General features: G+C 62.9%; 12 protein-coding genes. 3 read left to right on the forward strand and 9 right to left on the reverse strand.

Features of this window, described 5'->3' with window-relative positions; translation table 11 throughout:
- Positions 1-46: 46 nt before the first annotated feature.
- The 5 genes from sufD to JG746_RS22275 form a co-directional block, all read right to left on the reverse strand.
- A complete protein-coding gene (gene sufD / locus JG746_RS22255; protein WP_202354692.1) occupies positions 47-1,315 on the reverse strand; it encodes a Fe-S cluster assembly protein SufD in 1,269 nt (422 codons plus the stop codon).
- Between the two features lie 25 nt (positions 1,316-1,340).
- Complete coding sequence (gene sufC / locus JG746_RS22260; protein WP_056562278.1) at positions 1,341-2,096, reverse strand: Fe-S cluster assembly ATPase SufC; 756 nt, start codon at positions 2,094-2,096, stop codon at positions 1,341-1,343.
- Between the two features lie 33 nt (positions 2,097-2,129).
- The gene (locus JG746_RS22265; RefSeq protein WP_202354693.1) at positions 2,130-2,327 is read right to left on the reverse strand and encodes a hypothetical protein; all 198 of its coding nucleotides are present in this window, start codon (positions 2,325-2,327) and stop codon (positions 2,130-2,132) included.
- A complete protein-coding gene (gene sufB / locus JG746_RS22270) occupies positions 2,324-3,841 on the reverse strand; it encodes a Fe-S cluster assembly protein SufB (RefSeq protein ID WP_202354694.1) in 1,518 nt (505 codons plus the stop codon). Before sufB ends, JG746_RS22265 begins: the two co-directional genes overlap by 4 nt.
- Positions 3,842-4,028: 187 nt before the next feature.
- Entirely contained in the window at positions 4,029-5,192 is a 1,164-nt protein-coding gene (locus JG746_RS22275; protein ID WP_202359432.1) for a cysteine desulfurase family protein, read from the reverse strand.
- A gap of 240 nt (positions 5,193-5,432) precedes the next feature.
- Between JG746_RS22275 and JG746_RS22280 the strand changes: the two genes are divergently transcribed.
- Both JG746_RS22280 and JG746_RS22285 read left to right on the forward strand, forming a co-directional pair.
- On the forward strand, positions 5,433-6,107 hold the full coding sequence (locus tag JG746_RS22280; RefSeq protein WP_027046762.1) for an alpha/beta hydrolase: 675 nt from the start codon (positions 5,433-5,435) through the stop codon (positions 6,105-6,107).
- 21 nt (positions 6,108-6,128) lie between these two features.
- Positions 6,129-6,779: an FMN-binding negative transcriptional regulator gene (locus JG746_RS22285; protein WP_202354695.1), complete on the forward strand. Its 651-nt coding sequence runs from the start codon at positions 6,129-6,131 to the stop codon at positions 6,777-6,779.
- A 12-nt stretch (positions 6,780-6,791) separates the two neighbouring features.
- On the opposite strand, the gene JG746_RS22290 is transcribed toward JG746_RS22285, so the two are convergent.
- The 4 genes from JG746_RS22290 to JG746_RS22305 form a co-directional block, all read right to left on the reverse strand.
- On the reverse strand, positions 6,792-7,517 hold the full coding sequence (locus JG746_RS22290) for a phosphatase PAP2 family protein (RefSeq protein WP_244730377.1): 726 nt from the start codon (positions 7,515-7,517) through the stop codon (positions 6,792-6,794).
- Between the two features lie 135 nt (positions 7,518-7,652).
- A complete protein-coding gene (locus JG746_RS22295; RefSeq protein WP_202354697.1) occupies positions 7,653-9,302 on the reverse strand; it encodes an ArnT family glycosyltransferase in 1,650 nt (549 codons plus the stop codon).
- Positions 9,303-9,397: 95 nt separating this feature from the next.
- Positions 9,398-9,730 carry a lipid-A-disaccharide synthase N-terminal domain-containing protein gene (locus JG746_RS22300; protein ID WP_010909058.1) on the reverse strand — a complete coding sequence of 111 codons (333 nt, stop codon included), beginning with the start codon at positions 9,728-9,730 and terminating at the stop codon, positions 9,398-9,400.
- On the reverse strand, positions 9,723-10,457 hold the full coding sequence (locus JG746_RS22305) for a glycosyltransferase family 2 protein (RefSeq protein WP_202354698.1): 735 nt from the start codon (positions 10,455-10,457) through the stop codon (positions 9,723-9,725). Before JG746_RS22305 ends, JG746_RS22300 begins: the two co-directional genes overlap by 8 nt.
- 426 nt (positions 10,458-10,883) lie before the next feature.
- On the opposite strand from JG746_RS22305, the gene tyrS reads away from it, so the two are divergent.
- Positions 10,884-12,137, forward strand: a complete 1,254-nt coding sequence (gene tyrS, locus JG746_RS22310; RefSeq protein ID WP_202354699.1) for a tyrosine--tRNA ligase — start codon at positions 10,884-10,886, stop codon at positions 12,135-12,137.
- Positions 12,138-12,140 lie beyond the last annotated feature (3 nt).

Raw genomic sequence — 12,140 nt, forward strand, 5'->3', positions numbered from 1 at the left:
CAAAAAGCCAAATCGTTGGCTTTTTGTCGACTACGCCGACCGCTCCTCACCCATGCGTCACAAACCAGTCGTCGAGTCTCGCTTCCAGCGCCTCGACGATCGTCTCGTCGTCCAGTTCCTCGATCACCTCGGCGACGAAGGCCTTGACCAGCAGGCCGCGGGCCGACTTCTCGTCGACACCGCGCGCCATCAGGTAGAACAGGTGGTCGTGGTCGATCTCGGTCACCGTCGCGCCATGGCCGCAGACGACGTCGTCGGCGAAGATTTCGAGCTCCGGCTTGGTCGAGAACTCGCCATCGTCCGACAACAGCAGCGTGTTGCAGGCCATCTTGGCGTTGGTCTTCTGCGCATATTGGTGGACGTTGATGCGGCCCTGGAAAACGCCGCGCGCCTTGCCCGTCACCACGTTGCGGATGATCTCGGTCGAGGTCGTGTGCGGCACGGCGTGGTCGAGCACCATCGTCACGTCGCTATGTGTATCGCCGGCCAGAAGGTTGATGCCGCGCAGCTTGAAATCGGCGCCTTCACCCGTCGTCTTGACCATGACCTCCTGGCGCACGAGCTTGCCGCCGGCGTTCATGACGAACAGCGTCAGTTTCGCGTTCTTGCCGATATGGGCCTTGAACTGCGCCAGATGCGTCGCCGTCTCCGGCTGCTCCTGGACGATCAGCCACGTCACCTCGGCGCCCTCGCCGAGCACCAGCTGGCTGACGGAACTGACCAGCGCGGCGCCATCACCCGCCTGACGCTCGACGATAACCGCCTTGGCGGCGGCGCCGACGCGAACGGCCAGGCGCACATGGGTCTGGCCGCCGGCCTGCAAATTCTGCAGCTCGACCGGCTTTTCCAATTCCGTGCCGTCGGCGATGTCGACAAAATAGCCGTCGGCGACGAAGGCTGTGTTCAGCGCGCCGATCGCATCGTCGCTGCCATAGGGATCGAGCCCCGGCGCGATGCTGCCATCAATCAGTTTTTCCGACATGCGCTGGACGGTAACGCCTTCAAGCACCGGCGTCCTGGCGTCGGACTTGCCGTTCAGGACCGGCAGAACGGCGGAGCCTTCGACGATCGGCGCGACGGCCTTGGCCATGGCGGCCGGGTCAAAATCCGGCACCGCGTTCAACAGCCGGCGCAGATCCGTGTAGTGCCAGGATTCGACGCGGCGCGTCGGCAGGCCGTGCTTGATCGCCTCGATCGCGTCGTCGCGCTTCAGCATCACCGCGCCGTCGCCCGGCAGCAGCGACAGCCGATCGCCAAACGCGTCGATCAACGCCGTTTCGGCCGGTGTCCGCTGCGGTTGTGTGTGCATATTCATCAGTTTGACCTTGCCTTCTGGCATCTCACGCGGCTTCGCCGATCACGCCGGCATAGCCATTGGCTTCGAGGTCGAGCGCCAGCGACTTGTCCCCTGATTTGATGACCTGGCCCTTGTAGAGCACGTGCACGCTGTCGGGCACGATGTGTTCGAGCAGACGCTGGTAGTGGGTGATGACCAGGAAGGCCCGGTCCGGCGCGCGCAGCGCGTTGACGCCGTCGGAGACGATCTTCAGCGCATCGATGTCGAGGCCGGAATCGGTCTCGTCGAGCACGCAGAGCTTCGGCTCCAGGAGCTTCATCTGCAAGATCTCGGCCCGTTTCTTCTCGCCGCCGGAGAAGCCGACATTGAGCGGCCGCTTCAGCATCGCCATGTCCATGCTGAGCGAGGCGGCGGCTTCCTTCACCCGCTTCAGGAATTCCGGGATCTTCAGCGGCTCCTCGCCACGCGCCTTGCGCTGTTCGTTCATCGCCACTTTCAGGAATTCCATGGTCGCCACGCCCGGTATCTCCATCGGATACTGGAAGGCGAGGAAAATGCCCGACGTGGCGCGCTCGGCCGGATCCATTTCGAGGATCGACTGTCCGTTGTAGAGGATGTCGCCTTCGGTGACCTCATAGTCCTCGCGGCCGGCGAGGATATAGGACAGCGTCGACTTGCCCGAGCCGTTCGGGCCCATGATCGCGGCGACCTCGCCGGCTTTCACCGTCAGGTTCAGGCCGCGGATGATTTCGGTGCCGTCATCGACGATGCGGGCATGGAGGTTTCTAATTTCAAGCATTTCCATTCGTCCTGTCAGTAGCCGTCTGCCTGGCTAAACTCGATTCAACAACTGCTTCAAGGCTTCCAAAAGCCCCTGCCAAAAGCCAGCCGGCGAGTAGGCCGCGGCCAGCAGCGCTATTCCTATCGCGCACAGCCAGAAAGCTAGGCCCAGGCCCGCTTCCCAGTTATCCACTCGATCCCGCAGGTAGACATGTTTTTCTGCGGGTTCGTGTTTGCGCGCCTTTGTCACCCCACGCTTCCCTCGAGGCTGATACCGATCAGCTTCTGCGCCTCGACGGCAAACTCCATCGGCAGTTGCTGGATGACGTCCTTGACGAAGCCGTTGACGATCAACGCGATGGCTTCCTCTTCAGGAATGCCGCGCTGCATGACGTAGAACTTCTGGTCCTCGGAAATCTTCGACGTCGTCGCTTCGTGCTCGAACTGCGCGGTCGAGTTCTTGGCTTCCATGTAAGGCACGGTGTGCGCGCCGCACTGGTCGCCGATCAGCAGACTGTCGCAGTTGGTGAAGTTGCGGGCGTTGGTCGCCTTGCGGTGCGCCGAGACCTGGCCGCGATAGGTGTTCTGCGAGAAGCCCGCGGCGATGCCCTTGGAGATGATGCGGCTCGACGTGTTCTTGCCGAGATGGATCATCTTCGTGCCGCTATCGACCTGCTGATAGCCGTTCGACACGGCGATCGAATAGAACTCGCCCTGGGAATCGTCGCCGCGCAGGATGCAGCTCGGATACTTCCAGGTGATCGCCGAACCGGTCTCGACCTGCGTCCACGAGATCTTCGAACGGTCGCCACGGCAGTCGCCGCGCTTGGTGACGAAATTGTAGATCCCGCCCTTGCCCTCGGCGTCGCCGGGATACCAGTTCTGCACCGTCGAATATTTGATCTCGGCATCGTCGAGCGCCACCAGTTCGACGACCGCGGCATGCAGCTGGTTTTCGTCGCGCTGCGGCGCCGTGCAGCCCTCGAGATAAGAGACGTAAGCCCCCTCCTCGGCGATGATCAGCGTGCGCTCGAACTGGCCGGTGTTCTTCTCGTTCATGCGGAAATAGGTCGACAGCTCCATCGGGCAGCGCACGCCCTTGGGCACGAAGACGAAGGAACCGTCGGTGAACACAGCCGAATTCAGCGTGGCGTAGAAATTGTCTGACGTCGGAACGACCGAGCCGAGATATTTCTGCACCAGCTCCGGATGCTCGCGGATGGCCTCCGAGATCGAGCAGAAGATGACGCCGGCCTGCGCCAGTTCCTTCTTGAAGGTAGTGACGACGGAGACGGAATCGAACACCGCGTCGACGGCGACACGGCCCGATTTGTAGACGTTGTCGCTGGGCTCCTCGAGATCGGACGCATCCGTCTTCTGCACGCCGGCGAGGATCTCCTGCTCGCGCAGCGGAATGCCGAGCTTCTCGTAGACCTTCAGCAGCTCAGGATCGACATCGCTGAGCGAGGACGGCCCGGGCGTGCTCTTGGGCGCCGCGTAGTAGTAGATGTCCTGGAAATCGATCTTCGGATAATGGACGCGCGCCCAGGTCGGCTCTTCCAGAGTCAGCCAGCGCCGATAGGCCTCCAGGCGCCATTCCAGCATCCAGGACGGCTCGTCCTTCTTGGCCGAAATGAACCGGATGATGTCTTCGCTCAGGCCCTTGGGGGCCTTGTCGACAGCGATCTCGGTCTGGAATCCATATTTGTATTGGTCGACGTCGATCTTTCGGACCCGATCGATCGTGTCCTGCACAGCAGGCATATGCGTTCTCCATCCACGCCGGGGTCAAGGCCCGACAGTTTTCAAACTATGGCACCGCGAATGGCTGCCCCTGGAGGCGCCGGAAGCGGCGTAAGTTCCATATAGTGCGTCTCGACCGGAAATTCACCCGGCCACTTGCAAACGCACGGCTCTACCAGGCTGCGAAGCCTGAATTCCTTTGACCGCGTCAGGCGGCCTGTTCCCTGCCCGCCCGACGCTGGGCAATTCCCGCCAGCGCCGTGCGGAACAATTCAATGTCCTCGGCGCCCGTCGCCGGGCCGATCGACACGCGCAAGGCGCCAAGACTGTCGCCATAGCCCATGGCTTTCAGCACGTGGCTCGGTCCGACCTTGCCCGACGAACAGGCAGAGCCGGCCGACAGCGCCACACCGGCAAGATCGAAGGCGATCTGCGCGGTTTCGGCCTTGACGCCCGCAATAGCGAAGAATGTCGTGTTGGCAAGCCTTGGCGCGCCGGTTCCAAAGATTTCCGCGTCCGGGACCAGCATTTTCACGATCGCTTCGATCTCGTCGCGGCGCTTGCGCACCGCATCGATCGCCGGCAGTCCGGCCAGCGCTTCGCGGGCGGCAGCGCCAAAACCCGCGATAGCCGCGAGGTTTTCCGTGCCGCCGCGATGGCCCTTCTCCTGGCCGCCGCCATTGATCAGGGGCTTCGGCATCATCAGATCGGCTGCGGCGACGATGGCGCCGACGCCCTTGGGACCGCCGAGCTTGTGCGAAGACAGAATCAAGTAATCGGCGTAACCCGCTGACATGTCGATGGAAACGCGCCCGGCGGCCTGAACCGCGTCGACGACAAGAATGCCGCCAGCTGCCTTGACGATTTCGGCGATGCGATCGATCGGCTGGATGACACCGGTCTCGTTGTTGGCGGCATGGATGGCGACCAGCGCCAGGCCATCGGCCTTGTCGTGACCGGCAAGCGCCGCGGACAAAGCGTCAAGGTCGGCAATGCCGTCGGCATCGACGCCGATGCGCGTCACCTGCGCCGCCGGGAAGCGCCCGCCATTCAACAGGCAGGGATGATCGGCCTCGGAAACGTAGAGCCGGCTCATGCGCACGCTGCCGCGTCCCATCTGCCAATCCGGAGAAAGAAGCGTCGAGGCAGCTTCGGTCGCGCCGGAGGTGAAAACGACATGTTCGGGCCTGGCGTTGACCAGAGCCGCGACCTCGCGCCTTGCCGTCTCGATCAGGCGCCGCGCGGCGCGCCCCTCGGCATGGACCGATGACGGGTTGGCGCTCACGTCGAGCGTCGCGACCATGGCCTCGCGGGCCGCTGGGAGCAGCGGCGCACTGGCATTATAGTCGATATAGGCGCGTTTTGCGGCCATTTTCGTCCAGTTGATCCCGTCAGAAGCCATTCGGTCGTCGTATGGCGTTATTTCCTTGAAATTCCAAGGCGAGCCGTCCTATTTACGCGGCTTGCGGCGCGGGTGGCCGGGCTCGACGTCAGGCCACTCAGTTTTGAATAGTTCTAAACTAGCTTCTAAGAAGACGCTCGCCCTGCGTCAAGGCCAGAGGAAGACTCGTTCCGGGCGCCGCGCATTCGTATTACCCAAGTGGAGTATTTCATGCCTGAGGTCATTTTCACCGGTCCGGCCGGCCGCCTGGAGGGACGCTACCAGCCCTCCAAGGAAAAGAGCGCGCCGATCGCCATCGTCTTGCATCCGCATCCGCAGTTCGGCGGCACGATGAACAACAAGATCGTCTACGACCTCTTCTATATGTTCCAGAAGCGCGATTTCACCACGCTGCGCTTCAATTTCCGAGGCATCGGCCGCAGCCAGGGCGAATTCGACCACGGTACCGGCGAATTGTCGGATGCCGCCGCCGCACTCGACTGGGTCCAGTCGCTGCACCCGGATTCCAAGAGCTGCTGGGTCGCCGGCTATTCCTTCGGCTCTTGGATCGGCATGCAGCTCTTGATGCGCCGGCCGGAGATCGAGGGCTTCATCTCGATCGCGCCGCAGCCCAACACCTATGACTTCTCGTTCCTGGCGCCCTGCCCCTCATCTGGCCTGATCATCCATGGCGACGCCGACAAGGTGGCGCCGCCGAAGGATGTGCAGGGCCTGGTCGACAAGCTGCACACGCAGAAGGGCATCACCATCACGCAGAAGACCTTGCCCGGCGCCAACCACTTTTTCGCCAACCACGCCGATCTTTTGATCGAGGAATGCGCCGACTATCTCGATCGCCGGCTGGCGGGCGAGTTGTCCGATCCAAGGCCGAAGCGGCTGAGATAGACAGGGAAGGCGCCAGCGCCGATGTACGAGCCTCCCCATTTCCAGGAAACGCGGCCCGACGTGCTGCATGGCCTGATCAGGGCGCATCCGCTCGGCATGCTGATTTCGAACGGGCCTGACGGCCCGGTCGCCAACGCCATTCCCTTCCTGATCGACGCCGAAGCGTCGCCAAATGGCAGACTGCGGGCTCACCTGGCCAAGGCCAATCCGCACTGGCGCCTCATCGCCGACAATCCGGCATTGCCCGTGCTGATCGTCTTCCAGGGCGCCGATGCCTATGTGACGCCGTCCTGGTACGAGACCAAGCGCGAGACCGGCAAGGTGGTGCCGACCTGGAACTACGCCATCGTGCAGGTGCGCGGCACGGCCAAAGTCATCGACGACCAGGACTGGCTGGCACAGCAGATCGCCGATCTGACCACCTCCCAGGAAGGTGCGCGTGAGGCGCCCTGGGCGGTGACCGATGCGCCGCCACCCTTCATCCAGTCGCAGATCAAGGGCATCATCGGGCTGGAGATCGAGATCAGCGAGATCCACGGCAAGTGGAAGGTCAGCCAGAACCGACCGGTCGCCGATCGCGCCGGCGTGGCGCAGGGGCTGGAAAGCGAAGTCGCCAACGCATCCGACATGGCGCGCCTGGTAAGATCCTACGGCGGCCTGGACAGCAATTAATCTGGCAACGACCTATCTTTCCGGAGCAATCAGCCGGAAGGACGCCTTGCGGACCGGCAATCCTGACGGCGTCGGACGGAAGATGAAGCCGAGCCGGGCGAACACCAGCCCACAGGCCAGCGCGAAGGCGCAGCCAAGGCCGAAGCCGGCCACCGTATCGCTCGGATAGTGCGCGCCGACGAAAACCCTGGTCGAGGCGAGACAGGCGGTGATCACCAGGGCGATATACCAGCGCCGCGGAAACAAGAGCAGGAGAACGCCGAACACCGCCCCCATCGTCGTGGCATGGCCGGATGGAAAACCGGCGAAGCGCGCGTCAAAGGCGAAGGGATGCAGGGCGAGCACGCCAAAATCCTGGAAGTAGAGCGGGCGCGCCCGGCCGATCGCATATTTCAGGATATTGACCAGCAGGCCGGACAGGCCGACAGCGCTCAGCACCAGAAACGCCAGGCAAGTCCAGTTGTAGACAAGCATCAGCGATCGCCGCGAAAGGCTTCGCCAATCGGTCAGATTGGCCGCGACGAGCAAGAGCGCCGCCGGGATCAGGTACCAGCCGCCGAGTGCGAACTGGGTCAGGAATTCGGCCACCCTGGCTCCCGACCATTGGCCATGGACCATCCCTGCCGGCGTATCGAGGCGAACAAATGCCGCCGCCGTCAGCAACAGCCAGACCAGGCTCCAGAGCGGCCATGCGATATTGGGGTAACGCACGGGACGGGTGGCAAAGCGCCCTCTCACGATCCGCGTGGTGTCGCCAAAATTGCTCAGGGATCGGCGCCCTACCCCAAGGAGCCGACCGGAAACTGAAGGGCGCGATTTTACGAGCATTGGGAATTCGACCCCATTGTTGCCGTCATGGGCATCGACGAGCCGTCATGGGGCCACACGATAGAGGCCAAGCGACAATTTGTCTCCCGACGAATAGTTGAGGCCGTCGATCTCGGCGACGCGGTTCGCCGATTTGCCCTGCACCGACAGCATGCCGTTCAGTTTCTGCTCGTCCTCGATCGGCGCCAGCCCTAAGGCGCAGGCAGGATCGGCAAGCAGATGCTGCGCCACGCCGTCGACATTGGTCAGCACCGTCTTGGTGCCGACCAGGAACACCAGGCTCGGCTCCTGATACCGCGCCGAGGCCAGCACCGTGGTGTCGCAAGGCTTGTTGGCAAGCACCGCCTGCTTGATCGCCGGGCTCAGCCAGATCGGCTTCAACGATGGGGCGATGACGCCGAACAGCAAGGCATAGGTGATGCCGGCGCAGGCGGCGGTGGCGCCGATACGGGGCAACGGTACCTGCAACTGGCGCGAAAAAGCGAAATAGCCCGTGCCCAATGCGGCGGCGGCGGCCGGAATGCTCCACCAGGAGAAAGTGTGGGTGAGATAGATCGGCGCGCCGATGCAGATCGCCGCCAGGCCGAGGCTGACCACGACGAGACCAAATGCGGTCGACCACCACAGCCATTGCTGCCAGCGTTTGAGCGGCGCATTGGCATCCTCCGGCTGCAATGTCAGCAGCCAGCCGATCAGCAGCGCCATGCCGGGATAGGCCGGCAGAACATAGTGCGGCAGCTTGGTCGGGATCAGCTCGAACACCAGCCAGAACGGGATGTACCAGGCGAGGCAGAAGCGCAGCCTGACATCGTCGCGCAGACGGTTGAGGGCCTGGAGACCGGCGCCGACCGCGATCAGCCCGAACGGCCACATGAACAGCGAATAGGTCAGCATGTAGAAGCCGGGCGGCAGGCCATGCGATTCCTCGCCAGACGCGACCTTGCCGAGCATGTCCTTGCCGACCGCCTGCTGCAGGAAAGCGCCGTGGCTTTTCCAGGTGATCGCGGCGAGCCAGGGCAGCGCGATGACCAAAACAAGCAACAGGCCGCGCCCAACCCGGAGCTTCGACAGCCAGCGCCCGTCGCGTTCGAAGGCGAACAGCACCGCGACGGTCAGCGCCGATAAAAGCGGTGCAATCGGCCCCTTGATCAGGATCGCCGCGCCTTGCGCGATCCAGAAAATCCACCAGAGATTGCCGGCGATCGGTTCGTTGCGGCGCGATGCCAGATAGATCTGCGCCAGTGCGCCTTGCGCCGCCACGCAGCAGGCCAGCAGCATCGCATCGGTCTTGGCGTCGCGGCCCTCGAAGGCCGTGGCGAAGATCGCGGCCATCACAAGGCCGGCGGCGATGCCGGCATTGGCGCCGAAAAGATTGGTCCCCGTCCAGGTGATCGCCAGCACCGCAATGGCAATGCCGAGCGCCGAGATCGTGCGATAGACCCAGATCGGCGCTTCGGCGCCCTTGCCGCTTAGCGTCACGGCCGCCGATTGCAGCCAGTAGATGCCGACTGGCTTCTGGTAGCGCGAGGCCTCCTGGAAGCGGATGTCGACATAGTCGCCGCTCTCGGCCATCTGCTTGGTCGCCTGGACAAAGCGTGACTCGTCGCGGTCGATCGGCGGCAGCGACGCCAGCCCCGAAAGCGTCATCACCAGGCTGAACAGGAAGAGAAGAATGTAGTTCCTGTTCAACGCCATGCTTTAGCCTCTGTGACCATTTTCACCAGCATGTCGCCCAAAAGTGTGCCGCGGTTTTGGGAAGACGACATGCAAAAGATTATACGACGGGCCGCTCAATCGACCTTGGTCATCGCCGCCTTGCGCTCATTGGCGATCAGCCAGAGATTTCTGATGTAGATGAACATACCCATGGCCTGGCCGGCGATGAACACCGGATCCTGGCGCTGGATGGCGTAGATCAAAAGCAGGCCGCCGCCAAACAGCGAGAAGAACCAGAAGGCCACCGGCACGACGCTGCGCTTGGCCTTTTCCGAGGCGAGCCACTGCACGACGAAGCGCATGGTGAAGAAGAACTGCGCAACGAAGCCGAGCAGGATCCACGCATCGAATTGCTTGATGAAGACCTGGTGAAGCCAGGTCCCCAGTTCCTGAAGCACGTTAAACACGCTTGATTTCCTCTACTTTTGGCATTCTGCGGCGCCGGCGGCGCAGCCACCAGACACCGCCGAGATCGAGCGCGCCCTGCAGGCCGCGATCGAAAATGCCATAATTCGACTTGCCGTGACGGCGCGAGCGGTCGACGACATCGCAATGCACGACCCGGTAGCCTTCCTGGATGACCAAAGCCGGAACGAAGCGGTGGGTGCCGTCGAAGAACGGCAGTTTGCGCAGGATATCGGTGTGCACAGCCTTCAGGCCGCAGCCGGTATCGCGCGTCTCGTCATGCAGGATGGCGTTTCTCAGCCAGTTGGCGAAGCGCGACGCCAGCTGCTTGACCTTGCTGTCGCGGCGCTTGAGGCGCTGCCCCTGGGCGGCGCCGAAATCGGGACCGGCCTGCCGCAAGGCGTCGACCAGCACGGGAATATATTGCGGATCGTTCTGGCCGTCGCCGTCGATCGTGGCGACGATGCCGCCGCGCGCCGCCCAGGCGCCCGAGCGCACCGAAAGGCTCTGGCCTGCCGATTTCTGGTGCCGCAACTCCCGCACCGGGAACGGGCGAAGTGCCGTCTGCTCGGCAAGCACGGCAGCGGTATCGTCGGTCGAGCCATCATTGACGATGATCAGTTCGAAGTCGCGCCCGGCCATCGCCGCCTCGATCTCGTCGATCAGGAGCGGCAGGTTTGCCGCCTCGTTCCTGCAAGGAATGACGATGGATATCAATGCGTCCGGCATGTCGCGTCGGGGCTCTGTCGTCGGATATGGCATTGGTGGATGCCGTGCGGTGCCGCTCGAGGTCGTGGGCTGCAAGAACCTTTGGCGCGGCGCCTCATTACGCCAGCCGAAACGATGAAGCAAGCATTCGTGCCGGACGGCGCAGCGCGGCGTTTCAAGATCGGGTGATCATCTCGGACATCTTGGGATCCTTTGCGCATAGCCAATCCGACGCAAAACCCGATTCCACTTTTGCTGATCGCGGGTCCCTGATTGAAGCGCGATCTGCCGCAAAACCGGATTCCACTTTTGCTGATCGCGAGTCCCTGATTGAAGCGCGATCTGCCGCAAAACCGGATTCCACTTTTGCTGATCGCGCTTGGATGCTAAACGCGCGCCTTCATGTGGGCCGCATCAGACCGGCTGGACGCTTTCGGGAAACAAAACATGCCTGCCTTCAAATCCGATTTCCTGCGCACGATGAGCGAGCGCGGCTTCATCCACCAGATTTCGGATGAGACCGGCCTCGACGAGCTTTTCGCCAAGGAAACGGTCACCGCCTATGTCGGCTACGACGCCACCGCCACCAGCCTGCATATCGGCAATCTGATCTCGGCGACCATGCTGTACTGGCTGCAGGAAACCGGACACCGGCCGATCGCGCTGATGGGCGGCGGAACGTCGATGATCGGCGACCCATCCTTCCGCGACGACCAGCGCAGCCTTTTGACGCCCGAGGCGATCGCCACCAACATCGAAGGCATAAAGCGCATCTTCGGCCGGATCCTGCGGTTCGGCAACGGTCCGAACGACGCCATCATGGTCAACAATGCCGACTGGCTGATGAAGCTCAACTATGTCGAGTTCCTGCGCGACGTCGGCCGGCATTTCTCCGTCAACCGCATGCTGACCTTCGACAGCGTCAAGCTCAGGCTCGACCGCGAGCAGTCGCTGTCGTTCCTCGAATTCAACTACATGATCCTGCAGGGCTATGATTTCGTCGAACTCGCCCGGCGCCAGAACTGCCGCCTGCAGATGGGCGGCTCGGACCAGTGGGGCAACATCATCAACGGCGTCGATCTCGGCCACCGCATGGGCACGCCGCAGCTTTACGCGCTGACCACGCCGCTGCTCACGACATCGTCGGGCGCCAAGATGGGCAAGTCGGCGAAGGGTGCGGTCTGGCTCAACGGCGACCTCTTCTCGCCCTATGATTTCTGGCAGTACTGGCGCAACACCGAGGACGCCGATGTCGAGCGCTTCCTGAAGATATTCACGCGCCTGCCTCTCGACGAGATCGCACGCCTGGCCGCGCTCGGCGGTTCCGAGATCAACGAGGCCAAGAAGATCCTGGCGACGGAGACGACGGCGATCGTCCATGGCCGCGAAGCGGCGAACCAGGCAGAGGAAACGGCGCGAAAAACCTTCGAGGAAGGCGCGCTCGCCGAAACCTTGCCGACCGTCGGGGCCGACAAGGCAGCGCTCGAAGCCGGCGTCGGCATCCTGTCGCTGCTGGTCACGGCCGGACTTGCGTCGTCCAATGGCGAGGCACGGCGGCACATACAGGGCGGCGCGGTTCGCATCAACGACCAGTCGGTCAGTGACGACCGCCGCATGGTCACGCTTCAGGATCTGAGTCCGGAAAACGTCGTAAAGCTTTCACTGGGCAAGAAAAAACACGTCCTGGTGCGGCCGGCCTGAGGC

This window comes from Mesorhizobium sp. 113-3-3 (genome assembly GCF_016756495.1).
Taxonomy (GTDB): Bacteria; Pseudomonadota; Alphaproteobacteria; order Rhizobiales; family Rhizobiaceae; genus Mesorhizobium.

Excerpts from the sequence above, each read along its gene's own strand:
- JG746_RS22295 (WP_202354697.1), bottom strand. The coding sequence starts at position 9,302 with ATGGCGTTGAACAGGAACTACATTCTTCTCTTCCTGTTCAGCCTGGTG.
- JG746_RS22280 (WP_027046762.1), top strand. The coding sequence starts at position 5,433 with ATGCCTGAGGTCATTTTCACCGGTCCGGCCGGCCGCCTGGAGGGACGC.
- sufD (WP_202354692.1), bottom strand. The coding sequence starts at position 1,315 with ATGAATATGCACACACAACCGCAGCGGACACCGGCCGAAACGGCGTTG.
- tyrS (WP_202354699.1), top strand. The coding sequence starts at position 10,884 with ATGCCTGCCTTCAAATCCGATTTCCTGCGCACGATGAGCGAGCGCGGC.
- sufB (WP_202354694.1), bottom strand. The coding sequence starts at position 3,841 with ATGCCTGCTGTGCAGGACACGATCGATCGGGTCCGAAAGATCGACGTC.
- sufC (WP_056562278.1), bottom strand. The coding sequence starts at position 2,096 with ATGCTTGAAATTAGAAACCTCCATGCCCGCATCGTCGATGACGGCACC.
- JG746_RS22275 (WP_202359432.1), bottom strand. The coding sequence starts at position 5,192 with ATGGCCGCAAAACGCGCCTATATCGACTATAATGCCAGTGCGCCGCTG.
- JG746_RS22285 (WP_202354695.1), top strand. The coding sequence starts at position 6,129 with ATGTACGAGCCTCCCCATTTCCAGGAAACGCGGCCCGACGTGCTGCAT.
- JG746_RS22305 (WP_202354698.1), bottom strand. The coding sequence starts at position 10,457 with ATGCCGGACGCATTGATATCCATCGTCATTCCTTGCAGGAACGAGGCG.